General features: G+C 68.3%; 20 protein-coding genes, 1 tRNA gene and 1 pseudogene. 15 read left to right on the top strand and 7 right to left on the bottom strand.

The window, feature by feature from the left end; genetic code table 11:
- Window positions 1-31 precede the first annotated feature (31 nt).
- Both AC1RRW_RS01655 and AC1RRW_RS01650 read left to right on the top strand, forming a co-directional pair.
- The gene (locus AC1RRW_RS01655) at window positions 32-1,141 is read left to right on the top strand and encodes an alkene reductase (RefSeq protein ID WP_492898539.1); all 1,110 of its coding nucleotides are present in this window, start codon (window positions 32-34) and stop codon (window positions 1,139-1,141) included.
- A 240-nt stretch (window positions 1,142-1,381) separates the two neighbouring features.
- A tRNA-Glu gene (locus AC1RRW_RS01650) sits at window positions 1,382-1,456 on the top strand.
- A 34-nt stretch (window positions 1,457-1,490) separates the two neighbouring features.
- On the opposite strand, the gene AC1RRW_RS01645 is transcribed toward AC1RRW_RS01650, so the two are convergent.
- Entirely contained in the window at window positions 1,491-2,504 is a 1,014-nt protein-coding gene (locus AC1RRW_RS01645; protein WP_492898537.1) for a helix-turn-helix transcriptional regulator, read from the bottom strand.
- Window positions 2,505-2,752: 248 nt separating this feature from the next.
- Between AC1RRW_RS01645 and AC1RRW_RS01640 the strand changes: the two genes are divergently transcribed.
- Genes AC1RRW_RS01640 through AC1RRW_RS01630 form a run of 3 tightly spaced genes read left to right on the top strand, consistent with a single transcriptional unit; the run spans window position 2,753 to window position 6,645 of the window.
- A complete protein-coding gene (locus tag AC1RRW_RS01640; RefSeq protein WP_492898535.1) occupies window positions 2,753-4,993 on the top strand; it encodes a TonB-dependent receptor in 2,241 nt (746 codons plus the stop codon).
- Between the two features lie 4 nt (window positions 4,994-4,997).
- On the top strand, window positions 4,998-5,372 hold the full coding sequence (locus AC1RRW_RS01635; protein WP_492898533.1) for a hypothetical protein: 375 nt from the start codon (window positions 4,998-5,000) through the stop codon (window positions 5,370-5,372).
- Between the two features lie 13 nt (window positions 5,373-5,385).
- Window positions 5,386-6,645, top strand: coding sequence for an MFS transporter (locus AC1RRW_RS01630; protein ID WP_492898531.1), 1,260 nt, complete (start codon window positions 5,386-5,388; stop codon window positions 6,643-6,645).
- A gap of 7 nt (window positions 6,646-6,652) precedes the next feature.
- Here the strand turns inward: AC1RRW_RS01630 and AC1RRW_RS01625 are convergent, their stop codons facing one another.
- From AC1RRW_RS01625 to AC1RRW_RS01610, 4 genes are all read right to left on the bottom strand, one after another.
- Window positions 6,653-7,066 carry a hypothetical protein gene (locus AC1RRW_RS01625; protein ID WP_492898529.1) on the bottom strand — a complete coding sequence of 138 codons (414 nt, stop codon included), beginning with the start codon at window positions 7,064-7,066 and terminating at the stop codon, window positions 6,653-6,655.
- Between the two features lie 266 nt (window positions 7,067-7,332).
- Entirely contained in the window at window positions 7,333-8,127 is a 795-nt protein-coding gene (locus AC1RRW_RS01620) for an SDR family NAD(P)-dependent oxidoreductase (protein ID WP_492898527.1), read from the bottom strand.
- A 133-nt stretch (window positions 8,128-8,260) separates the two neighbouring features.
- Complete coding sequence (locus AC1RRW_RS01615) at window positions 8,261-9,280, bottom strand: TRAP transporter substrate-binding protein (RefSeq protein ID WP_492898525.1); 1,020 nt, start codon at window positions 9,278-9,280, stop codon at window positions 8,261-8,263.
- 114 nt (window positions 9,281-9,394) lie between these two features.
- Complete coding sequence (locus tag AC1RRW_RS01610; protein ID WP_492898523.1) at window positions 9,395-11,263, bottom strand: TRAP transporter large permease; 1,869 nt, start codon at window positions 11,261-11,263, stop codon at window positions 9,395-9,397.
- Between the two features lie 303 nt (window positions 11,264-11,566).
- On the opposite strand from AC1RRW_RS01610, the gene AC1RRW_RS01605 reads away from it, so the two are divergent.
- The 3 genes from AC1RRW_RS01605 to AC1RRW_RS01595 are packed head-to-tail and all read left to right on the top strand — an operon-like array spanning window position 11,567 to window position 14,911.
- Entirely contained in the window at window positions 11,567-12,415 is an 849-nt protein-coding gene (locus AC1RRW_RS01605) for an IclR family transcriptional regulator (RefSeq protein ID WP_492899027.1), read from the top strand.
- A 1-nt stretch (window position 12,416) separates the two neighbouring features.
- Window positions 12,417-14,066 (top strand): acyl-CoA synthetase, encoded by a 1,650-nt coding sequence (locus tag AC1RRW_RS01600; protein ID WP_492898521.1) that lies wholly within the window; start codon window positions 12,417-12,419, stop codon window positions 14,064-14,066.
- A complete protein-coding gene (locus AC1RRW_RS01595; RefSeq protein ID WP_492898520.1) occupies window positions 14,063-14,911 on the top strand; it encodes a PCC domain-containing protein in 849 nt (282 codons plus the stop codon). The genes AC1RRW_RS01600 and AC1RRW_RS01595 overlap by 4 nt, the downstream gene beginning before the upstream one ends.
- 2 nt (window positions 14,912-14,913) lie before the next feature.
- Here the strand turns inward: AC1RRW_RS01595 and AC1RRW_RS01590 are convergent, their stop codons facing one another.
- Both AC1RRW_RS01590 and AC1RRW_RS01585 read right to left on the bottom strand, forming a co-directional pair.
- The gene (locus AC1RRW_RS01590; protein ID WP_492898518.1) at window positions 14,914-16,536 is read right to left on the bottom strand and encodes an acyl-CoA synthetase; all 1,623 of its coding nucleotides are present in this window, start codon (window positions 16,534-16,536) and stop codon (window positions 14,914-14,916) included.
- The gene (locus tag AC1RRW_RS01585) at window positions 16,536-16,988 is read right to left on the bottom strand and encodes a MaoC/PaaZ C-terminal domain-containing protein (protein WP_492898516.1); all 453 of its coding nucleotides are present in this window, start codon (window positions 16,986-16,988) and stop codon (window positions 16,536-16,538) included. Before AC1RRW_RS01585 ends, AC1RRW_RS01590 begins: the two co-directional genes overlap by 1 nt.
- Before the next feature lie 92 nt (window positions 16,989-17,080).
- Between AC1RRW_RS01585 and AC1RRW_RS01580 the strand changes: the two genes are divergently transcribed.
- From AC1RRW_RS01580 to AC1RRW_RS01550, 7 genes and pseudogenes are all read left to right on the top strand, one after another.
- Window positions 17,081-17,785 carry an MFS transporter gene (locus AC1RRW_RS01580; RefSeq protein WP_492898514.1) on the top strand — a complete coding sequence of 235 codons (705 nt, stop codon included), beginning with the start codon at window positions 17,081-17,083 and terminating at the stop codon, window positions 17,783-17,785.
- Window positions 17,786-17,908: 123 nt separating this feature from the next.
- Window positions 17,909-18,304 (top strand): annotated as a pseudogene (locus AC1RRW_RS01575) (type II toxin-antitoxin system death-on-curing family toxin).
- Between the two features lie 182 nt (window positions 18,305-18,486).
- Complete coding sequence (locus AC1RRW_RS01570; RefSeq protein ID WP_492898512.1) at window positions 18,487-19,851, top strand: ABC1 kinase family protein; 1,365 nt, start codon at window positions 18,487-18,489, stop codon at window positions 19,849-19,851.
- A gap of 278 nt (window positions 19,852-20,129) precedes the next feature.
- Window positions 20,130-20,513: a hypothetical protein gene (locus tag AC1RRW_RS01565; RefSeq protein ID WP_492898510.1), complete on the top strand. Its 384-nt coding sequence runs from the start codon at window positions 20,130-20,132 to the stop codon at window positions 20,511-20,513.
- 168 nt (window positions 20,514-20,681) lie between these two features.
- Window positions 20,682-20,981, top strand: a complete 300-nt coding sequence (locus AC1RRW_RS01560; protein WP_492898508.1) for an aa3-type cytochrome c oxidase subunit IV — start codon at window positions 20,682-20,684, stop codon at window positions 20,979-20,981.
- Between the two features lie 36 nt (window positions 20,982-21,017).
- Window positions 21,018-22,337, top strand: a complete 1,320-nt coding sequence (locus tag AC1RRW_RS01555; RefSeq protein WP_492898506.1) for a Re/Si-specific NAD(P)(+) transhydrogenase subunit alpha — start codon at window positions 21,018-21,020, stop codon at window positions 22,335-22,337.
- Window positions 22,330-22,764 carry an NAD(P) transhydrogenase subunit alpha part 2 gene (locus AC1RRW_RS01550; protein ID WP_492898504.1) on the top strand — a complete coding sequence of 145 codons (435 nt, stop codon included), beginning with the start codon at window positions 22,330-22,332 and terminating at the stop codon, window positions 22,762-22,764. Before AC1RRW_RS01555 ends, AC1RRW_RS01550 begins: the two co-directional genes overlap by 8 nt.
- Window positions 22,765-22,770: the final 6 nt, after the last annotated feature.

Below are 22,770 nucleotides of genomic sequence, written 5' to 3'. Positions count from 1 at the left end.
TCGGCCTTTCCGGCCTGCGAAGGGTATCTCCATGAGCACGTCCAGCAGCGGGCTTCCCGCCCTGTTCTCCCCGGTCCGGATCGGTGAGATCGAGTTGAAGAACCGCATCGTCATGGCGCCGCTGACGCGCAACCGCGCCTCGCGCGGCAGCGACGCGCCCAACGACCTCAATGTCGAATATTACCGCCAGCGCGCCGGCGCGGGCCTGATCATCACCGAGGGCACGCAGGTCTCGCGGCAGGGCCAGGGCTATGTCTGGACGCCCGGCCTATATTCCGACGCCCAGATCGCCGGCTGGAAGGCGGTGGCCGACGCGGTCCATGCCGAGGGCGGCAAGATCGCGGCGCAGCTCTGGCATGTCGGGCGCGTCAGCCATGTCTCGCTGCAGCCGGGCAACGCGGCTCCGGTCGCGCCGTCGCCGCTGCTGGCCAGGACCAAGACCTATATCGAGACAGGCTTCGCCGAGGTCTCGACGCCGCGCGAGCTCTCCCTCGACGAGATCCCCGCCATCATCGCGGAGTTCGTCGCGGCGGCCGGGAACGCCAAGGCCGCCGGTTTCGACGGCGTCGAGCTGCACGGCGCCCATGGCTACCTGATCGACCAGTTCCTGCGCGACGGCTCCAACCAGCGCACCGACGCCTATGGCGGCTCGATCGAGAACCGGGTGCGCTTCGCCCTCGAAGTGGTCGAGGCGGTCTCGAAGGTGTTCGGCAAAGGCCGCGTCGGCATCCGGCTCTCTCCGGTGAGCCCGGCCAACGACGCCCGCGATTCCAACCCGCAGGCGCTGTTCGGGCATCTGGTCGAGAAGCTCTCTGATGCCGGCATCGCCTTCATCCATGTCGTCGAGGGCGCGACGCGGGACGACCGCAACTACCTGCCCTTCGACTACGGCGCGCTGCGCAAGGCCTTCGAGGGCGTCTATATCGGCAACAACCTCTATACCCGCGATCTCGCGATCGAGGCGGTGGAGAGCGGGGCGGCCGACGCCATCGCCTTCGGCCGCCTCTTCATCGCCAATCCCGACCTGGTCGAGCGGCTGAAGGCGGATGCGCCGCTCAACGCGCCGGCGGTCGAGACCTTCTATGGCGGCGACGCCAAGGGCTATACCGACTATCCGGCGCTGCATGAGAAAGCCGCCTGAAACTCTACTGCGGCGCGCGTCTGACGCGGCTTTCCGCGCTTCCGGTGTCCACGGACTCAAGTCCGCTTCGTTCCGGTTCTCGAAAGCCGCGTCGGCCGACCCGCCGGAACGGATTTCCGCGGCGGTTCTTCCTTCGGGCCGGATGGCATCGCGCCATTCGGCCCGGTTTTGCAATGCGACTTCGCAAAAACAGTTGCAGAGCGGCGGCGGGCTGACTAAACAGGCCTCCTCCGCCGCGCTGCTCCCATCGTCTAGCGGTCAGGACGTCGCCCTCTCACGGCGAAAACTGGGGTTCGATTCCCCATGGGAGCGCCATTCGCCAAGCCGGCCGTCGGCTTCCGCGGCTTTCCTACCGCCTCGCATCGCCGGCCTCGCGCCTTGCCTCGGAGGGGGAGCGGCCGAAGCGTTTGCGGAAGCAGCGGTTGAAATAGGACAGGTCGCCGAAACCGACTTCGTAAGCGATGGCGCTGATCGCCAGCCGGGACTCCCGCGTCGAGATCAGCCGGTGCCAGGCGCGCTCGAGCCGGCGTTCAAGGACATATTCCGAGAAGGTCTGCGCCTCCGCCTCGAACAGCTTCTGGATGGCGCGCGGCGAGACGCCGTTCAGGCGCGCGATCATGTCGAGTCCGAGATCGCGCCGCTCCAGCCTCGTCTCGATCTCGGCCTTGATGCCGGCGATGCGGCCGGCCCGTGCGTCCGCCGGCGCGAGCGGGGCGCCGCGATCCTCCAGCATCAGCCCGACCAGATCATGGAGATGGGCCATGGCGAGGTTGCGCAGCGCGGCGGAGTCGAGCGGCAGGAAGCCGCGCAGCAGCATGGCGCCGTAATGCGCCAGCACCTGCAGACCGCGATTGCCGCGCGGGATCAGGCGCATCGGCTCGGTCGTCGATCCGCCCGCCGGGGCAGGTAGCCGCGCGGCCTGGAGGCTGACGAGATCGACCCGCGAGACCTGGTCCAGCGCGAAACGGGTCTCGTCAGCGGGCGCGATCAGGAGCGCCTCGCGCGCCCGCACGACGATGCGCGCCGCGCCCTGCTCGACCACGATCCGCCCGTCAGCGGGACGCATCAGCAGGCGATCGCCTTCCCCGCCCCGCGCGTCTTCCCGCCATCGCCAGCGCGACGCAGGATCGAAGCAGGACATCAGGCCGAGATCGGGGCTCGTCGTGAGCACCGCGCGGGCAACGAAGGGCAGCGCCTCGCCGGCGGCCGCGCCGTGATGGGCGACGATGCGTCCGAGCACCTTGCGCGAGCGCGCGCCCGCCGCCTCGCGGTCGATTCCGTGCGCGACGCGCCAGAGCGGCGCCAGCGGCGCGTCGCAGTCGCCGCGGCGGAGAGCCGGTTCCAGTTCAAAGGCCACGCCCATCGATTTCGATGCCTTGTTTCGCTCCAGTCCAAGACCGGCTTCGCCAAAGTCCAAGATCGGACTTCATCGCAGACGATACATCACTTCGTGCGGAAGCGCCATTTGTTGAAGTCAACAGCTTGAAATGAATGCGTTTCCAGATTGGTTTAATTCTAAAATACAGTCTACGATCCATCTTGCCGAAGAATTCGCCATGGGGAATGTCTCTCTGTGCTTCGGCCGCTTTTTCCGCCGACAGGTCTGACCCCATGCTCCGCACCGTCTCACTCGCCAGCAGCCTCATCGCTCTCGTCGTCGGCTCGGCCGCGGTCGCCCAGACGGCGGCGCAACCGGCCGGCGCTCCCGGCGTGATCGAGCTCGACACCATCACGGTCACGGCGGCCCGCGCCCAGCGCAGTCTGGCGGAGACGCCGCAATCGGTGCAGGTGCTGGAGCGGGCGCAGATCGAGGAGCAGCTGAAGTTCAGCCCGAACGCGGCCGCGGCGCTCGGCAAGCTGGTGCCGGGCTATGCGACGCCGACGCAGACGGTGTCGAGCGCCTCGGAGAATTATCGCGGCCGCGACCTGCTGGTGCTGCTCGACGGCGTGCCGCTGAACACGCCTTTGCGCGACGTCTCGCGCATCCTGTCGCTGATCGACCTGAACTCGGTCGAGCGCATCGAGGTCGTCGCCGGCGCCTCCAGCCTCTACGGCGCGGGCGCGACCGGCGGCACGGTCAATTTCATCACCAAGAAGGCGACCGACGGCAAGCCGACCGTGACGGTGAACACGGCGCTGCGCGCCTTCACCCAGAACATCGGCCGTTCCCTTGCGCCGGAAACCTCGATCACGGTCTCCGGCAAGGCGCCCGACGGCTTCGACTATCTCGTCTCCGGCAGCGCGCGCGGAGCGGGGCGCACCTATGACGGCGCCGGGCGCGAACTGCCCTCCGACGGCCTGCTCGGCCAGGGCGGCGGCGACCGCTACAAGGCGGGCAACCTGCTCGCCAAGCTCGGCTACGATTTCGACGGCGGCAAGCGCATCGAGCTCAACGGCACGATCATCGCCTTCGACCAGGCGCCGAAATACCTGACCAACTACGGCCCGCCCTTCGCCCGGCCCGACCGGACGACGCTCTATTCCGGCCAGAACGTGATCGAGGACACCAAGACGGTCTCGCTGCGCTATACGGACAAGGATTTCGCGCTCGGCTCGCTCAGCGTGCTGGGGTTCTACAACGACATCAAGAAGCGCTTCGACTACTCGGCGTTCTCCTATCCCTACAACAGCCAGGTCTACTACTCCTTCAACCCCAACGCGCCGACGAGCCCCGACAACCAGACGACCCTGTATTCGCAGCGCGGCGGCGTCAACGTCACCATCGACACCGCGCTCGACCGGCTTCTGCCCGGCGCGAAGCTGACCTGGGGCGGCGACCTGATCAGGGAGCGCACCAACCAGACGCTGACCAGCGGCCAGGAGGTGTTCACGCCGCTGGAGCAGACCACGGCGGCCGGCTTCGGCCAGCTCCAGATCCCGGTCGGCGAGCGCATCGTGCTGCGCGGCGGCCTGCGCTACGAGCATTTCGCGCTTTCGGTCAGCGATTATGTCCGCCCGGCCGCCTATGCCGCCGTCGCGGCGAATAACCGCCTCGGCTACACGGCCTTCGTGCTGCCGGCGCTCAACGTCACCGGCGGCGATTTCACCTATTCGGCGCTGACCGCCAATCTCGGCGCGACGGTCAAGTTGTCTGAATCGAGCGAGGTCTTCGGCGGGTTCTCGCAGGGTTTCGCGCTGCCCGATGTCGGCGCCTTCACCCGCCGCGCCGGCGTCTCGACCGCCTTCGCCTGCGCGGTCGCGACGCCCGACTGCCTGCCCGCCAGCCGCCGCACGATCAGCTACGGCTCGATCGCGCCCGAGGCGCAGATCGTCAACAACTACGAGCTCGGCGTGCGCGGCAGCTACGGGCCCTTCAAGGGCTCCCTGACCGGCTACATCAGCACCTCGGATCAGGGCGTCACCTTCGACTCGGTGACCAACACGCTGTCGCAGCAGAAGGAGCGGATCTGGGGCTTCGAGGCTACCGGCGACTACGCCGTCACCGAGCAGCTCACCGTCGGTTCGGTCGTCTCCTGGCGCGAGGGCCGCTACGACACCAACGGCGACGGCAGGCTCGACAGCCACCTCCCCAACAACCGGATCGGCTCGCCCTGGCGCGGCATGCTCTATGGCAGCTACCGCTTCGTGAACGGCGTGCAGTTGCGCGTCGAGGGCGAGGGCTTCTCCGAGCGCGACGTCGCGATCGACCTGCGCGGCACGCGCTACAAGCTCAAGGGCGCGGCGACGATGAACGTCGCACTGTCGGCGCCGGTCCTCTCCGGCGAGGCCTATGTCGCGGTCAACAACCTGTTCGACCGGGCCTATCAGAACCCGACCGCGACCTCGGTTCGCAATCTCGACAACTACGCCTGGGGCCGCACCGTCACGGTCGGCTTCAAGAAGACCTTCTGAGGCCATGGTCAGCCTCGAGCAAGACGGCGAGGGCGTCGTGACGCTGCGCTTCGTGCCGCCCTATGGCACGGGCGACGAACGCGCCTATCTCGACGCGCTCGCCGAGCTCGGCCGGCGCGAGGAGCCCTTCCTGCTGCTCACGGTGTTCGGCGGCGGCGGCAAGCTCTCCCAGGCGGGCGAGCGCGAGCAGGCGCTCTGGTTCAAGGCGACCCGGGCGCGCTTCGGCCGTCTCTGCGGCGCCTGCGCCATCGTCCGGCCGGGCGCGACCGAGAAGATGGCCGAAACCTTCCGCAAGCTCTGGCCATTCCCGATCAGTCTGGAGGCAGACGAGGCGGCGGCGCGGCGCTTCCTTCTCGGTCACAAGACGAGGGCGGCATGACGCCGGGGGCAAAATGAGCGCGACCCATACCGATATCGGCGCGGCGGGCCTTGGTCGACCGGCCTCGAAGGCCGCCCGCTACCGGCTGTTCGGCGTGCTCGCCGGGCTCTATGTCGCCCAGGCGATCCCGTCCTACCTGCTCGTCGCGGCGCTGCCGCCGATCATGCGCGAGAGCGGCGTCTCGCGCAGCGCGATCGGCTATATGAGCATCCTGCTGCTGCCCTTGGTGATCAAGTTCTTCTGGGCGCCCTGGATCGACCGGATCAGGCCCTTCGCCCGGGCGCATCGCGCCGGCTGGGTCTTCCTGACGCAGAGCGGCGTGATCGCGTGCATCCTGACGCTGCTTTTCGTCGGCCCGACTCAGGTTCTCGCCATCGTCGCGATCGGCTTCTGCGCCTCGCTGCTGATCTCGACGCAGGACATCGCGACCGACGGCTACGCCGCGAAATACCTGCCCGAGGCCGACCGGCCGGTCGGCAACGCCATCCAGGGCGGCTCGATCGCCTTCGGCGTCGTCATCGGCGGCACGCTCGGCCTCGTGCTCTACTACCATATCGGCTGGGCCGGCATGCTCGTGACCATCGCCGCGATCTCGCTTCTGCCGCTGATCGCCGCCGCGATGATGCGCGAGGACGATCCGACACCTGGAGAGGCGGCCGCGCGCCCCTCGATCCGCGCCTTCCTGCGCCGCCCGGAGGCGCGCCGCATCCTCTGGATCGCGCTGATCTATCGCGCCTCCGAGGGCCTCGTGAAGGCGATGGAGGGTCCCTATCTGGTCGATGCCGGCGTGCCGCTGAACCAGATCGGCTATCTTTCCGGCCTCTCGGCCACGACCGCCGGCCTCGCCGGCTCGATTCTCGCCGCCTGGCTGGTCAAGACGCGCGGACTTGCCTTCGTGCTGGCCTTTCTGGGAGGCCTGCGCACGCTTTGCTTCCTGCTCTTCGCCTGCCACGCGCTCGGCGTGGTGACAGGGGCGTGGCCGCTGTTCGGCGCGGCCGGCTTCCAGACGCTGATCCGCTACATGGAGATCGTCGCGCTCTATTCGCTGTTCATGGCGGTGACGACCTCCGAACAGCCGGGCACGGACTTCACCATCCTCGCCTGCGCGCAACTCCTGGTCTATCTCGCCGGCTCGCTGATGGCCGGCAAGATCGCCGACGCGATCGGCTATGGCTGGCTGTTCTCGATCGCTACCGCGATCTCGGGGATCGCCGTGATCGCGACGCTCGGCATGATCTCCGCAACGCAGGATGCGCGTCGTGGCCGTGCCTGAGCGCGGCTCAAGCCTTCGGCCCGACCGGCTCGCGGAGCGCGAACGCCAGCGCGAGACAGGCGAGCGCGCCGGCTGCCGAGAGCGTGAAAGGCAGGCTGGGGGCCAGCTCGAAGGCGACGCCGCCGGTCAGCGCGCCGACGCCCTGGCCGAGGCCATGGGCCGCGGCGAGCCAGCCGGCGGCGCCGTGGCGCGCCCCGGGTTCCGTCCGCGCGGCGAGCCAGGTCGTATAGACCGGGGTCGCCAGGGCGACGCCGAGGCCTGCGAGAAGCAGACCGGCGGTCATCACGGCATAAACGTCGCTGCCCGCCGTCAGCGCCGCGCCGGCCGCGACGCCTGCGAGGCCGAGCCCCGTTCGCGCCACGATCACCGGGATCAGCACGATGAAGACCGACTGGCCAAAGCCGATCGTCGAGGCGGCCACGGCATCGGGCAACGAAACGGGATGGATTGCTATCGATCACAGGTGACGCCGCTCTCGGTGCTGCTCGGCTACCGGCTCGAGGGCGTGCGGCAGACTCTCATGGCCGGCGGCAAGCAGCAGATCGCCGCGGTCGCGGCCCGATGGGGCTTTCCCATCCCGGCCGCTTCGCCCGGCAGTACAGGGCGGCTTTCGGCGAGAAGGCGTCCGAAACGGTGTCAGGCAAGCGGAAGAACCTGCCGCATTGAGCGCGGCTCCCGCCGCCTGCCTCACGCGATCGCGCAGGTCTGGCCGCCATCGACCGGCAGGCAGACTCCGGTGATGAACTTCGCCTCGTCGGAGGCGAGGAAGACCGCCGCGTTGGCGATGTCCCAGGCCGTGCCCATCTTGCCCATCGGCACGGCCGCATCGCGCGCCGCGACCATCTCCTCGGGCGAGGCGTACTGCCCTGATATCTGCTTGTAGATCATCGGCGTGTCGATCAGGCCGGGCATGATGCAGTTCGCGCGGATGCCCTGGCGGGCATACTGCATCGCAATGGCGACGGTCGCCTGGTTCACGGCGGCCTTGGTCGCGTAATAGGCGAAATAGGGGTAGCCGACCCAGCGGATCGCCGCGATCGAGGAGATGTTGACGATCGCGCCGCCGCCATTCTTCAGCATTTGCGGGATCACCGCCTTCGAGCAGCGGTAGACCGGGCCGATATTGAGGTCCACCGCCGCCTTGAACTGCTCCTCGGAAAGGTCGACCGGCCCGCCCATATGGGTCACGCCGACATTGTTGTGCAGGATGTCGATGCGGCCGAAACGGGTCATGCAGGCGCCGACGCAGGCGTCGATCGAGGCCTGGTCCGTCACGTCGGCGGCGAGCGCGATGGCGACGCCGCCTTCCTTCTCGATGATGCCCGCCGTCTCGTCGGCGGCCGCCTGGCTGATGTCGATGCAGGCGACCCGCGCACCCTCGCGGGAGAAGGCGACGGCGGCCGCCTTGCCGTTGCCCCAGCCCGGCCCCGAGGAGCCGGCGCCGAAGACGAGGGCGATTTTTTTCTTCAGGCGGTCGGGCATGCCGGCAACTCGTTCATTCGCGCCACGCCGTCATCGCGAGGCGGCGCAGCCGACGAAGCAATCCAGGGGGCGTAGAGCGCGCGGCTCTGGATTGCTTCGCTTGCGCCCGCAACGACGGGGAGCGGCGCTCGGCTCAGCTCAGCGAACTGCCGACCGCCTTCTCGAGGATGGCCCAGGCCTCGTCGCCGTATTTCTTCTTCCATTCGGCGTAGAAGCCGGCCTTGCGCAGCGCCTCGCGGAAGGGGGCCGCCGGGGCCTCGTTGAAGATCATGCCCTTCGATTCGAGTTCGGCCCGCAGCCCGGCGTTGAGCTTGGCGACGTCGGCGCGCTGCAGCACGGCGGCCTCGTTCAGGTTCTTGGCGGCGATGACGCGCAGGTTCTCGGGCAGTCGGTCCCAGGCGCGCTTGTTGCCGAGGAACCAGAAGCCGTCCCACATATGGTTCGTCACCGAGCAGTATTTCTGCACCTCGAAGAGCTTGGCGGTGGCGATGATGGCGAGCGGGTTCTCCTGCCCGTCGACGACCTTGGTCTGCAGCGCGGTGTAGACCTCGGCGAAGTTGATCGAGGCCGGCGCGGATTGGAAGGCCTGGAACATCGAGGTCCAGAGCGGCGAGACCGGCACGCGGATCTTGAAGCCCTTGAGGTCGTCCGGCGTGGCGATCGGGCCCTTGGACGAGGTCATCTGGCGGTAGCCGTTGTCCCAGATCCTGTCGAGCACGACGAGGTTGGCCTTGGCGATCTGGCCGCGGACATAGGCGCCGAGTTCACCGTCCATCGCCGCCCAGACCGCGTCGTAGTTCGGGAAGGCGAAGCCGATGCCGTTCAGCGAGGCGTTGGGCACCAGCGTCGACAGGATCAGCGGCGAGAGGGTGAAGAACTCGATGCCGCCGGAGCGCACCTGGCTCAGCATGTCGGTGTCGGTGCCGAGCTGGCTCGAGGGGAAGATCTGGATGTCGAGCTTGCCGCCCGATTCCTGCCTGATCCTGGCGACCGCCTCCGTGGCGCGGATATGCAGCGGGTGCGAGACCTGCAGGTTGTGCGCGTATTTATAGGTGAATTCGGCGGTCTGCGCCCCGGCGCGGCCGATATGGAAGCTGCCGATCGCGGAGGCGGCGACGGCGCCCTGCATCAGGGTGCGGCGTGAGATCGTCATCTGTGTCTTCTCCCTTTGCTTTCGTATCGTTGGCGTCGTTGTCCTCGAGTCAGTCTCGGCGCTGGCGGCGATGCCGTGCAACCGCCTATTGCGATTGGCCGTCCTGTCTTTCCGTCAGAGCACGATGGTCGAGATTCCGGGGATCGCCGCGATCAGCAGCAGGCCGATGAAGAGCGCCACGAGATAGGGCCAGATCGCGCCCATCGCCTCGTCGGGCGAGACGTTGCCGATCTTGCAGGCGATGTAGAAGCCGATGCCGATCGGCGGCATCATCAGGCCGATGTTCATCGAGGTGACGACGACCATGGCGTAGTGCACGTCGTTGATGGCGAGCTTCTTGGCGATCGGGAACATCAGCGGCGCCATCAGCACGATCGCGGGCAGGCCCTCCAGCACGCAGCCTAGCACGATGAAGACGAGGATGGTGATGCCCATGAAACTGAGCCAGCCGCCGGGCAGGTTGCCCATCCAGATCGCGAGCTGGTTGGCGAAGCCGGTCTGGGTCAGCGCCCAGGCCATGGCGAGCGCGGTGCCGAGGATCATCAGGATCGCGCCCGAGAGCGCGGCGGTCTCGACCAGCATGGCGTAGAAGGTCGCCCGGCTGATGCCGCCATAGAGCACGATGCCGACGATCATCGCGTAGAGCACGGCGATGGTGGAGACTTCCGTTGCGGTCGCGACGCCGCCGCCGACCGCGCTGCGGATGATGAAGGGCAGGACGAGCGCAGGCGCCGCGACCAGCGCCGTCTTCCAGATCACCGCGAAGGGCGCGCGCTTCACGCCGCGCAGGCTCTCGACCCCGGCCTTCCAGCGCGCCAGCACGGCGAGCACCAGCAGCAGGACCATGGCGACGAGGAAGCCCGAGGTGAACAGGCCGGCGATCGAGACGCCGGCGACCGAACCGAGCACGATCAGCACGATCGAGGGCGGCACCGTCTCGGCCATGGCCGCGCCGGTGGCGAGGAGCGCGATCAGTTCCTTCGGCTTGTAGCCGCGCCGCTTCATCTCCGGGAAGAGGGCTGGGGCCACCGTCGCCATGTCGGAGACCTTCGAGCCGGAGATGCCCGAGACCAGAAACAGCGAGCCGAGCAGGACATAGGACATGCCGGCGCGGACATGGCCGAGCAGCGAGGCGAGGAAGTCGACGATCGCCTTGCCCATGCCGGTGGCGTCGAGCACGCAGCCGAGCAGCACGAAGATCGGCACCGAGAGCAGGATGATCGAGGACATGCCCTCGTCCATCCGCCCGATCATCACCAAGGTCGGCACGCTCGTCGAGAACAGCAGGAAGCAGAGCGTGCCCATGCCGAAGCAGAAGGCGATCGGCACGCCGGAGACCAGGCAGATCGCGACGACGACGACGAGGAAGATCAGGATGTTGCCGTAGCCCAGCCCCTTGAAGACCGGCGTCATCAGCCAGAACGCCAAAGCGAGCGCTGCGATCAGGCCGGCGGCGAGCAGGAGATCGGACAGCTTCGCCGTGCGGACCGCATGGCGGACGGCGAGGACGAACATCGCGGCGATGCCGACGCAGATCGCCGAGACGCGCCAGCTGTTGGGGATGTTCAGCGCCGCCGAGGTGACGAAGCTCTCCTCATAGGCATAGTCGTAGGCCGGATAGATCATCGCCGCGAGGAAGGTCGCGACCACCAGCATGGCGAAGGTCTCGACGAAGCCGCGCAGCCGCCGCGGCATCATGCCGGTGAACAGCGTCAGCCGCAGATGCTCGTTGCGGTCGATCGCGATCGCCGCGCCGAGCATGGCGAGCCAGAGGAAGGAGATCGAGGCGACCTCGTCGATCCAGATCACCGGCAGCGAAAAGACGTAGCGCGAGGTCACGCCGAGCAGCAGCACGCAGACGATGAGGACGAGCAGGGCCGAGGCGACGAACTCGACCGGCCGCATGAAGCCCGAGCCCGGACGCAGGCCCGTCGCGAGCAGCGGGTCGTCGGGCAGGGTCAGGCTGTTGGCGACGTCGACCATGGCGGCGCTCAGCGCGAAGCCGCGGCGATGGGCGATTCGTCGAACGGCCAGAGGCCATGGCCCGTCAGGCGGGCGCCCTGCAGCGACATGGCTCGTTCCTCCCGATCGCGCCGATCTTGAGCTTGTTGGTCAGCTTCCGACGCGGTCCATATGATGGATGGAAATCCATCCGGACGAGGCGGAGCTTACACAAGCGAAGCGGCATTGCAATCGCCATTGGCCGCCTCTAGGCTCTGGCTGCGAACGACAAGGTCCATATCATGGATCGGCTTGGATGAGGACGCCAGAGTGGAACAGGCCTCAATGCAGCGCGCCGATCTCTCCGGCTCGCAAAGCGTCGACCGCGCCCTGCGGCTGCTGGCGCTGATCGGCCGCGAGCCGGCCGGCGGATTGCCGCTCGGCGAGATCGTCGGCGAGAGCGGCCTCAACAAGCCGACGGCGCGGCGGCTGCTGCTGGCGCTGATGCGGGCTGGCCTCGTCGAGCAGGAGCCGGAGACGCGGCATTACTGTCTCGGCGAGGAGGCCTTCGTGCTCGGCGTTCTGGCCGGGCGGCGGCACGGCCTGCTCGAACTCGCGATGGAGAGCCTGCGCCGGCTCTCCGGCATCACGCTCGACACCAGCTTCCTCACCGTGCGGCGCGAACGCTACGCCGTCTGCCTGCATCGCGAGGAGGGAACCTATCCGGTGCGGACGCACGCGCTCCAGGCCGGCGACCAGCACCCGCTCGGCGTCGGCGCGGGCTCGCTCGCCATGCTCGCGGCCATGCCGGGCGACGAGGTCGACGCCATCCTCAAGGCGAGCCAGCGCATCCTCGTGACGCGCTATCCGGGGTTTCCGCCGGAGGTGGTGCGCGCCGACCTCGCGCTCGCCCGGCGGCAGGGCTTCGCGCTCAATCCCGGCCGGCTCGTCGCCAGCTCCTGGGGCGTCGGCGTCGCCTTCCGCTATCCCGACGGACGCGTCGCCGGTGCGCTCAGCCTCGCCGCCATCGACAGCCGCATGCAGCCGGCGCGGCAAGCCGAGCTCGCCGGTCATCTCACCGTGGAGGTGCGGCGCATGGAGCGCCTGCTCGCCGAGATGTTCCAGTCCAAGGCCGCCAGACCCGCGCCGCCACAGATGGCGCGGCCGGTCGCGGCTCTCGCCAGGAGCGCCTGACGTGACCGACCCTTCTTGCACGCACGCTCTCGAAGCGCCTTTGGGCGGCGTCGCGCCGATGACGCGGCGCGTGATGAACCTCGCGCATATCATGACGCAGAATGCGCGCCGCCATGCCGACAGGCCGGGTTTCATCTGGGGAGAACGGCAATGGACCTGGGCGCAGCTCGACGCGCGGGTGTCGGCGCTGGCCTTCGGCCTGAAGGCGCGCGGGCTCGGCAAGGGCGACCGGCTGCTGGTGCATTCGAAGAACTGCGACGCGATGTTCGTCTCGATGTTCGCGGCCTTCCGGCTCGGCGCGGTCTGGGTTCCGACGAATTTCCGCCTGCTGCCCGACGAGGTCGGCTATCTCGCCACCTCGTCCGGCGCGAAGGCTTTCCTCTGCCATGGCGATTTTCCCGACCATGCGACGGCTGTGGCGAAGGCCGCTCCGGAACTCGCCTTGCTGTGGCGGATCGGACCGGGCGCGTTCGGCGACGACGATGTCGAGCAGGTGATCGCGCGCCATGCCGGCGAACGCGTCGCCAACGCGCCGGTCGAGCATGACGATCCGTGCTGGTTCTTCTTCACCTCCGGCACCACCGGCCGCTCGAAGGCCGCCGTGCTGAGCCATGGCCAGATGGGCTTCGTGGTGACGAACCATCTCGCCGACCTCGTGCCGGGCGCGACCGAGGCCGACGCCTCGCTCGTCGTCGCGCCGCTCTCGCACGGCGCCGGCGTTCACCAGCTCGTGATCTCGGCGCGGGCCGCGCCCTCGATCCTGCTGCCGACCGAGCGCTTCGACATCGACGAGGCCTACAGGCTGATCGCCAAGCACCGCGTCACCAATATCTTCACCGTGCCGACGATCCTGAAGATGCTTGTCGAGCATCCGGCCGTCGACCAGCACGACCATTCCAGCCTGAAGCACATCATCTATGCCGGCGCGCCGATGTATCGCGAGGACCAGAAGGCGGCGCTCGCCAAGCTCGGCAAGGTCATCGTGCAGTACTTCGGTCTCGGCGAGGTGACCGGCAACATCACCGTGCTGCCGCCGCGCCTGCACACGGCCGAGGACGGGCCAGACGCCCGGATCGGAAGCTGCGGCTACGAGCGCAGCGGCATGGAGGTCCAGATTCAGGACGACGCCGGCAATGAAGCCCCAACCGGCCAGCAGGGCGAGATCTGCGTCATCGGCCCAGCCGTCTTCGCGGGCTACTACGACAATCCGGAGGCCAATGCGAAGTCGTTCCGCAACGGCTGGTTCCGCACCGGCGACCTTGGCCACATGGACGAGCAGGGCTTCGTCTACATTACCGGCCGGGCCTCGGACATGTACATCTCCGGGGGCTCGAACATCTATCCGCGCGAGATCGAGGAGAAGATCCTGACCCATCCGGCGATCGCGGAGGTCGCCGTGCTCGGCCTGCCCGATCCGGTCTGGGGCGAGATCGGGGTCGCGGTCTGCGTGCCGCGCGTCGGCGCGAGCGCGTCCGAGGACGAGATCGCCGAATTCCTGTCGGCGAAGATCGCGCGCTACAAGATGCCCAAGCGCTTCTTCTTCTGGGAGGCGCTGCCGAAATCCGGTTACGGCAAGGTGCCCAAGCGTCTGGTCAGGGACGAACTCGAAGCACGCGGCGAACTGGAGTGGCCGCGGGGGAAGGCGTCGTGAGGCGCATCCGGCAGCCAGGCCCCGAGACGGGCGAGCGGGTCGAATGGGTCGCGTGCCATGGCCGGCGCTTCGACCTGATGCTCGAGCCGGGCCTTACGCTGCTGGAGGCGATGCGGCGCGGTTTCGCGGCGGCGGGATTCACCTCCGGCGTCGCCAAGGTCGACGGCGTCGCGCTCGATGCCTTCGCCTATGTCATGCCGGCGCTGTCGCGGACGCCCGAGCATGCCGCGTTCTACAGCGAGATCGTCCGGCCGGCCGGGGTCGCGCGGCTGGAGACCGGCGCGATGACCTTCGGCCTGCGCGACGGCGGCCCGTTCTTCCATTGCCACGCGCTCTGGCGCGAGTCCGGCGGCAGACGCCGCGGCGGCCATATCCTGCCCGACGAGACCATGGTGGCGGAAGCGATCACGCTGGCGGCGGTCGGTCTCGATGGGGCGGGTTTCGCGGCTTATGTCGATCCCGAGACCAATTTCAAGCTGTTCGGCCCGGCTCCCGCCGAACTGCTCGGCGCGACGCGGGAAGGCCGCTTCTTCGCCATCCGCGTGCGGCCTAATGTCGAGCTGTTCGGCGCGCTGGAGGCCTTCTGCGCCGAGCATGGCATAGCGGAAGCGACGATCCATGGCGGCGTCGGCTCGACCATCGGCGCGCGCTTCGAGGATGGCCGCATCGTCGAGAATTTCGCGACCGAGGTCGCGATCACATCCGGCACGATCACGCCCGATGGCGCTGGTTCGGCGATCGACGTGGCGCTGGTCGACTATACCGGCGCGATGGCGGAGGGGGCGCTCAAGCGCGGCGACAACCCGGTGCTGATGACCTTCGAGCTGGTGCTGGAGGCGGGGTAGGATTAGTCCGCGCTCTTTCTCACCGCTTCCCGCTCCCGCAGATCCTTGCGCCTGATCTTGCCGGTGGCCGTCATCGGCAATTCGGAGACGAATTCGATCTCGCGCGGATACTGGTAGGCCGCAAGCCGCTCCTTCACGAAAGCCTGAATCTCCGAAGCGAGCGCGTCCGATGGCGTGACGCCGGGTATCGGCAGGACGAAGGCCTTCACCACCTCGGTCCGCACCGGATCGGGCGAGCCGACGACGGCGACCATCAGCACGGCCGGGTGGCGGATGATGCAGTCCTCGATGTCGCCCGGCCCGATCCGGTAGGAGCCCGACGAGATGATGTCGTCGTCGCGGCCCTGGAACCAGAAATGGCCCTGTTCGTCGCGCGCGCCGGTGTCGCCGGTGACGAACCAGTCGCCGACGAACTTCGCCGCCGTCGCCTCGGGCTGGCGCCAGTATTCCAGCATCATCACGGGGTCGGGCCGCGCCACCGCGATCAGTCCCTGCTCGCCGGCCGGCAGTTCCCTGCCCTCGGGCGAGATCACCGCGACGCGATGGCCGGGAACGGCGCGGCCCATCGAGCCCGGCACGACCGGAAACAGGCTCGCGCAGTTGGAGACGATCAGATTGGCCTCGGTCTGGCCGTAGAACTCGTTGAGGTCGAAGCCGAAGGTCTCGGCTCCCCAGGCCAGCATGTCGGCGCCCAGCGTCTCGCCGCCGGTGCCGATCGAGCGCACGCGAAAGCCGAGCCGCCGCGGATTTTCGACCTGCCGCATCAGCTTCAGCGCGGTCGGCGGCAGGAAGGCGTTGCGCACCTTGTGGCGCGCGATCAGGCCGAACGCCGCCTCGGGATCGAATTTCTTCGCTCGCGCGGCCAAGACCGGTACGCCGAAATAGAGGCTCGGCAGCAGGACGTCGAGCAGGCCGCCGGCCCAGGCCCAGTCGGCCGGCGTCCAGAACAGGTCGCCTGGTTGCGGGAAGAACTCCTGCGGCAACTGCACGCCGGGCAGATGACCGAGCAGGACGCGGTGGGCATGTAGCGCGCCCTTCGGTTTTCCGGTGGTTCCGGAGGTGTAGATGATCAGCGCCGGGTCGTCGGCGCTTGTATCGCGTGGCGTGAATGCGTCCGAGGCCTTCGCCATCTCGGCCTCGAAATCGAGCTGGCCGTGGCCGCCGATGACGATGAGGCGCTCGAGGTCCGGCAGCGCGTCGCGGATCGCCTCGACCTTGGCGAGGTTCTCGCCGTCGGTGATCAGAACGCTCGCGCCCGAATGCTGCAGCCGGTGCTCCAGCGCGTCCGGCCCGAACTGCGTGAACAGCGGCAGCGCGATCGCGCCGAGCTTGTAGACGGCGATATGGGCGATCGCCGTCTCGGCCCGCTGCGGCAGCAGGATGCCGACGCGGTCGCCGGGCTTCGCACCTTGCGCCGTGAGCAGGTTGGCGAGGCGGTTCGAGCGCCGTTTCAGCTCGTCGAAGCTCGTCGTGGCGACATGGCCGCCCGCCTCGCACATCAGCGCCGGCCGGCCGCTGCCGTCGGCATGGACGTCGCAGCAGGCGACGCCGATGTTGAAACGCTCCGGCACCGCCCAGACGAAGCGCGCGAAGGTCTCCTCATAGCTGCCATGGCGCGCCAGCATCAGGCCGACCCCGCGTCGCGGCGCTTCATCAGCAGCTTCATATGGCCGGTCTGGACCTGCTCGCCGCGTTGGTTGAAAACGTCGAGCCTGAGCGTCACCACGCCGCGATCGGGCTTTCGCGACGGCGTCCTGTCGCTCGTGGTGACGACGGCGTGGACGGTGTCGCCGATCCTGACCGGGCCGGCGAAGGACCAGTGCAGGTCGAGCAGGCCCATGGTCGTGGCGTCGATCAGGTTCTGCTGCGACATCAGGCCGATCGCCATCGACAGCGTCAGCGGGCCGTGCGCGATACGCTCCTCGAACGGCGTGTCGGCGCAGTATTCGGCATCGACATGGAGCGGGTTGAAATCGCCCGACAGGCCCGCGAACAGGGTGATATCGCCCTCGCCGACGGTGCGGCCGCGCGTGACGACGCGCAGATCGTCGCCGAACTCCTCGAAATACAGCCCCATCCGGCGTGTCCGTCCCGTGCGTTCGTCGTGGCCGCATTAGGCGCGCGGGCGGAACCGGCTGGCAAGCGGGTGACGCCGGGGATTTGCTCAAGATGGCCTTGCGCCGATCAGGCCAGATCATCCCTGCTCACATCCATGTTCGTTCGACCGGCGGCGCAAGCTGGTCGCTGCTGTTGACATCCGCGCCGCTCGTCGTGCTGGCGCTGGTGCTGCTGCTGTTCCATCTCGGCAACGCCGCGATGCTGCCTCTGCTCGGCCAGGCCATGGTGGCGCGCGGCGACGGCGATCCGAGCGCCTCGACGGCGCTGACCGTCGTCGTCGCGCAACTGACCATGATCCCGATGGCGCTGCTGGCGGCGAAGCTCGCGCAATCGCGCGGCTACTGGATCGTCTTTGTTCTGGCGCTGGTGGCGCTGCCGTTGCGCGGCCTGATCGCAGCCTCGCTGACCGGCTTCTGGGTGCTGGTCCCGGTTCAGATCCTCGACGGCGTCGGCGCTGGCCTGCTCGGCGTCGCGGTGCCGGGGCTGGTGGCGCGCATCCTGCGCGGCTCGGGCCATTTCAATGTCGGCCTCGGCGCGGTGATGACGCTGCAGGGCGTGGGCGCGTCGCTGAGCCCGACGCTCGGCGGCACGGTGGCGCAGGCCTATGGCTACGCCGCGGCGTTCATGGCGCTGGGCGGCGTCGCGGTGGTGGCGTTGGCGTCGTGGCTGATCGCGACGCTGGCGTTTGACGGCTCCTGGGCCGGGAATAACAACACGGCCCGCAAGGCGCGCGTAGCGCAACCCGAGGGTGCATAGCCCACTGGCGCCCAGCCTCCGGGCGGCGGTTTTCGCCTGGTCAAGCAGAAGCCGGATTTCGACAAGGCGAAGGCAGCGGCGCGGCATGAAAATCTATCATAACGCCTTGGCGGAACTCGCTAAATGACTGAGCCGAACCGGCTGTCGCTCGACATCGTGACCGCGATCCACGACGAGCAACTGGTGAATACATGGCGGAGGACAGGGTCTGTGCGACGAAGGCATGCTGGTGTCAGCGCTGGAGCGGCCGGTCAATAAATGGGCCTGCGAGCAGGCTGATCTGGCCGAATTGGCGGCCGCCTGTGCCTTCGGCCTGGCAAAGAACCGCCCGCTTATCGACGGCAACAAGCGAACCGCGCTGCTGGCGCTGTACGCCTTTCTTTCCATAACGACATCGAGTTCGTGTTGCCGGAAGAAATGGCCGCCGCCGCAATCCTCGCACTCGCGGCCGGCGAGGTCGACGAGGACGGGCTGACGCGCTGGATTCGCGACAACTGGCCCAAGAACGCTCCGGCGTGACCACACCAACCCGGATCGAGACCGCGATCAGGCCATGGCTGCTGCTCAGGACGGGGACGACGGCCACGCTCGCGCTCGGCCGCAAGCTCGGTCCTCCCGCCAGAGAGGGCAGACATCGCGGGGGTTGGCGCGCGCGCCGGGCCGGCCCATATCCTGTGGCATCGCCACCACCCCGCAGGCCCATGTCCGACCACGATTCCGAAGCCAACCGCTTTTCCGCCCGCGCCGCGCGCTATGCCCGGGTCGGGGCCAGTGTCGGCGGGGTCGCGGCGCGGATGGTCGGCGCGCGGCTGTTCAATGTCGACAACCGCAACCTCTCCAATGCCGAGGCGCTGGCCAATGCGCTGGGCGGGCTGAAAGGCCCGATCATGAAGGTGGCGCAGCTCGTCGCCACCATCCCCGACGTCGTGCCGCCGGAATATGCCGCCGAACTGCAGAAGCTGCAGTCGCAGGCCCCCCCGATGGGAGCGGCCTTCGTCAAGCGCCGGATGATGGCCGAGCTCGGCGCGAGCTGGCGCGAGCGCTTCGGCGGGTTCGATCTCCAGCCAGCGGCGGCGGCCTCGCTCGGCCAGGTCCATCGCGCGACCGCGCCGGACGGCACCGCGCTCGCCTGCAAGCTGCAATATCCGGACATGGAATCGGCGGTCGAGGCCGACATCGCGCAGCTCGACATCCTGTTCTCGCTGCACCGGCGCATGGACCCGGTGATCGACACCACCGAGATCGTCGAGGAGATCGGCGCGCGGGTCCGGGAAGAGCTGGACTATCAGCGCGAAGCGAAGCACATCGCGCTCTACCAAGATATCCTGAAGGACACGCCGGAAGTGCGCGTGCCGGCGCTGGAGGCGGGCCTCTCGACGAAGCGCCTGCTCACCATGCACTGGCTCGAGGGCGACCGCATCCTCGACCACAAGCAAGATGCGCAAGAGGCGCGCGACCGCATCTCGACCGCGATGTTCAAGGCCTGGTGGCGGCCCTTCAGCCATCACGGCGTGATCCATGGCGACCCGCATCTCGGGAACTACACCGTCTTCTCAGAAAGCGGCGCTCCGGCCGGCATCAACCTGCTCGACTATGGCTGCATCCGCATCTTCCCGCCGCGCTTCGTCGGCGGCGTTGTCGATCTCTATCGCGGCATTCTCGACGGCGACGAGGCCCGAATCGTCCACGCCTACGAGACCTGGGGCTTCAAGGGGCTGACCAGGGACCTCGTCGACACGCTGAACATCTGGGCGAAGTTCATCTACGGCCCGCTTCTGGAGGACCGGGTGAGGCGCATCGCCGAGGATGTCAGCCCGGCGGAGTATGGCCGCAAGCAGGCCTTCCAGGTGCATCAGGCCCTGAAGAAGAAGGGGCCGGTCACGGTGCCGCGCGAATTCGTCTTCATGGACCGCGCCGCGATCGGGCTCGGCGGCGTCTTCCTGCATCTCGACGCGGAGCTGAACTTCCATCAATTGTTCGAGCGGGAAATCGAGGGGTTTTCGGTCGAGCGCGTGGCGCGGGAGCAGGCCGCGGCCCTCGCCGCGGCGGGGCTGGCCGGCGGCTGAGCACGGCCTCGCCAGACAGGCTCAGCTCAGGCCCGCTCCTCAGGCGGAGGATCGCAATGCCGGAGGCGAATGGGGAGGGATGCCGGAGCGCCGGGACTACGCCCTTTTCGTAAGGCATGATGGCGGCAACTTCCTGGTGCTGGCCGATGAGGGCGTGGCGCTCGATGGCGAACGCTGGTCTGGACGATCGATGGCGGCGAGCAGTCCCGGCCGCTCGGCGAGGTGCGCGGCGTGCATCTCTTCGTCGCCCATATCCCCGAATACGGCGATTACGGCAGGTGCGAGATCAGTTCGACGGGTCCGCGCTCCTGCTCGTCACCGCCAGCAGCGCGTCGGGCTTTCCGGACGAGGAGCGCAATCGCGTCTATGCCGCCTTCGTGCGTGATCTGCATCGCGCGCTCGCGGCCGGACCGGCGAAGGCGGTGCGCTTCTTCGCCGGCGCGAGCGAAGGGCGGCTGCGGGGGATGCGGGTTCTGCTCGTCATCCTGAGCCTGCTGTTCGTCGCCCTGCCGCTGGCGCTGCTGGTCTTTTCGGGAGGCTTGAAGTTGCTGGCCGGGGCGATGTTCGGCGCGATCGTGATCGCCGGCGGCTACGCCTGGATGCAGAAGAATCGGCCGCGCGATTATGACCCACAGTGCCTGCCACAGGATTTGCTGCCTTAGTTCGCGCCTGACCCGACGCGAGCCGCGAGCGGCATGACGCCGAACGCCGTTGCCGGTCGCGATTGCATCCTCGTCGCGCAGGCGGCATGCTTTGCCGCGTTGCCAGACCCTTCGCAGGTGCGCTACAGGGCGAGAGGTTCATTCTTCAAGAATTCGGGGACACCCTTCATGGCCGACCACGGACACCACGCCGGCGACATTCCCCAGATGGACTATGCCGAGCACGAGCGCACCTATAGCGGCTTCGTCCATTTCGCCGAGGTCGGCACCGTCGCCTGTCTCGCCATCGTCGCGGCGCTCGCCGTCGGCGGCGCGAAGGGAGCCTGGGGCTTCGCCATCTTCGGCACGCTCCTGACGCTGGTCGGCACGGGTGTCGGCATCGCCTCGAAATCTCTGGGCTGGCGCGCCCCGCTTGTGCCCTTCGTCCTGCTGATGCTCGCGCTCGTGCTGCTGCCCGCGGCGCGCTGAGCCCTCAAGCCCTATCTCCGGGAGGTCCCGCCCGCCATGCGCATCGCCGTGCCAGCCGAAACGCAAGGAGCGGAGACCCGGGTCGCCGCCACGCCGGAGACCGTCCGCAAGTTCATCGGCCTCGGCGCCGAGGTCGTCGTCGAGACCGGCGCGGGCACGGCTTCCGGGATCAATGACGCGGACTATGAGGCCGCCGGCGCGATCATCGCCAAGTCGGCCAAGGACGCGCTCTCCGGCGCGGCCATCGTCCTGAAGGTGCGCCGTCCGGCCGACAGCGAACTCGCCGGCCTGCCGAAAGGCGCGCTCGTCTTCGGCATCATGGACCCTTACGGCAACGAGGCGGCTCTGGCGGGGCTGGCCAAGGCCGATGTCGCGGCCTTCGCGATGGAGTTCATGCCGCGCATCACCCGCGCGCAGGTGATGGACGTCTTGTCCTCGCAGGCGAATCTCGCCGGCTACCGCGCCGTGATCGACGGCGCGGCCGAATATGGCCGGGCCCTGCCGATGATGATGACGGCGGCCGGCACCGTGCCCGCCGCGCGCATCTTCATCATGGGCGTCGGCGTCGCCGGCCTGCAGGCGATCGCCACCGCGCGCCGCCTCGGCGCGATCGTGACCGCGACCGACGTGCGCCCCGCCACCAAGGAGCAGGTCGAGTCGCTCGGCGCGAAGTTCCTCGCGGTCGAGGATGAGGAGTTCAGGCAGGCGCAGACGGCCGGCGGCTACGCCAAGGAGATGTCGAAGGAGTATCAGGCGAAGCAGGCCGAGCTGACCGCGAGCCACATCGCCAAGCAGGACATCGTCATCACGACCGCGCTGATCCCGGGCCGGCCGGCGCCGAAGCTGATCTCGGCCGCCATGGTCGAGAGCATGAAGGCGGGCTCGGTCATCGTCGACCTCGCGGTCGAGCGCGGCGGCAACTGCGAGCTGGCCAAGCCCGGCGAGGTCGTCACCACGAAGAACGGCGTCAGGATCGTCGGCCACCTCAACGTGCCGGGGCGCCTCGCCGCGACCTCGTCCTCGCTCTACGCCAAGAACCTCTACGCCTTCGTCGAGACGCTGATCGACAAGAAGGACAAGAAGCTCGCGGTCGACTGGGACGACGAACTGGTCAAGGCCACCGCCCTGACGAAGGACGGCGCCGTGGTCCACCCGAATTTCGCAGCCAAGGCCGCTCCCGCTCCTAAATCGGAGCCGGCTCCCGTGGCGACCGAGCCCAAGCCTGCAAACGCGCCGGAGCCGACGCTCGCACCCGCGGCAGCTCCCGATCCCGTGGCCGAATCCGGTCCAGCCGCGTCGGCGGAACCCGACGCCAAATCCGCGCCCGCCTCGAAGGGGAGCGTCACCAATGGCTAATCCGACACCCGAACAGGCGCTCGAACAGGCCCGCTCCGCCGCCGTGCTGGCGCGACAGGCGGCCGAGCTCGCCGAGAAATACGCCGAGCAGGCGGCGCTCGCGGCCAGCGTCGCCACCGGCGGCGTCGATCCGACGGTGTTCCGGCTCGCCATCTTCGTGCTCGCGGTCTTCGTCGGCTACTATGTCGTCTGGTCGGTGACGCCGGCGCTGCACACGCCGCTGATGTCGGTCACCAACGCGATCTCCTCAGTCATCGTGGTCGGCGCGCTGCTCGCGGTCGGCGTCTCGACGGCGGACACGCTCGGCGACGGGCCGCTCTGGGCCAAGGTCTTCGGCTTCATCGCGCTGATCCTCGCCTCGGTGAACATCTTCGGCGGCTTCCTCGTCACCGAGCGGATGCTGTCGATGTACAAGAAGAAGGGCTGACCGCGT

Source organism: Allobosea sp. GW821-FHT12C12 (genome assembly GCF_058807355.1).
Note: the sequence above shows the minus strand (reverse complement) of the source record. Positions and strands in the feature narration are given on the sequence as shown.

Excerpts from the sequence above, each read along its gene's own strand:
- AC1RRW_RS01655 (WP_492898539.1), top strand. The coding sequence starts at position 32 with ATGAGCACGTCCAGCAGCGGGCTTCCCGCCCTGTTCTCCCCGGTCCGG.
- AC1RRW_RS01645 (WP_492898537.1), bottom strand. The coding sequence starts at position 2,504 with ATGGGCGTGGCCTTTGAACTGGAACCGGCTCTCCGCCGCGGCGACTGC.
- AC1RRW_RS01640 (WP_492898535.1), top strand. The coding sequence starts at position 2,753 with ATGCTCCGCACCGTCTCACTCGCCAGCAGCCTCATCGCTCTCGTCGTC.
- AC1RRW_RS01635 (WP_492898533.1), top strand. The coding sequence starts at position 4,998 with ATGGTCAGCCTCGAGCAAGACGGCGAGGGCGTCGTGACGCTGCGCTTC.
- AC1RRW_RS01630 (WP_492898531.1), top strand. The coding sequence starts at position 5,386 with ATGAGCGCGACCCATACCGATATCGGCGCGGCGGGCCTTGGTCGACCG.
- AC1RRW_RS01620 (WP_492898527.1), bottom strand. The coding sequence starts at position 8,127 with ATGCCCGACCGCCTGAAGAAAAAAATCGCCCTCGTCTTCGGCGCCGGC.
- AC1RRW_RS01615 (WP_492898525.1), bottom strand. The coding sequence starts at position 9,280 with ATGACGATCTCACGCCGCACCCTGATGCAGGGCGCCGTCGCCGCCTCC.
- AC1RRW_RS01610 (WP_492898523.1), bottom strand. The coding sequence starts at position 11,263 with ATGGTCGACGTCGCCAACAGCCTGACCCTGCCCGACGACCCGCTGCTC.
- AC1RRW_RS01605 (WP_492899027.1), top strand. The coding sequence starts at position 11,567 with ATGCAGCGCGCCGATCTCTCCGGCTCGCAAAGCGTCGACCGCGCCCTG.
- AC1RRW_RS01590 (WP_492898518.1), bottom strand. The coding sequence starts at position 16,536 with ATGCTGGCGCGCCATGGCAGCTATGAGGAGACCTTCGCGCGCTTCGTC.
- AC1RRW_RS01585 (WP_492898516.1), bottom strand. The coding sequence starts at position 16,988 with ATGGGGCTGTATTTCGAGGAGTTCGGCGACGATCTGCGCGTCGTCACG.
- AC1RRW_RS01580 (WP_492898514.1), top strand. The coding sequence starts at position 17,081 with ATGGCCTTGCGCCGATCAGGCCAGATCATCCCTGCTCACATCCATGTT.
- AC1RRW_RS01570 (WP_492898512.1), top strand. The coding sequence starts at position 18,487 with ATGTCCGACCACGATTCCGAAGCCAACCGCTTTTCCGCCCGCGCCGCG.
- AC1RRW_RS01560 (WP_492898508.1), top strand. The coding sequence starts at position 20,682 with ATGGCCGACCACGGACACCACGCCGGCGACATTCCCCAGATGGACTAT.
- AC1RRW_RS01555 (WP_492898506.1), top strand. The coding sequence starts at position 21,018 with ATGCGCATCGCCGTGCCAGCCGAAACGCAAGGAGCGGAGACCCGGGTC.
- AC1RRW_RS01550 (WP_492898504.1), top strand. The coding sequence starts at position 22,330 with ATGGCTAATCCGACACCCGAACAGGCGCTCGAACAGGCCCGCTCCGCC.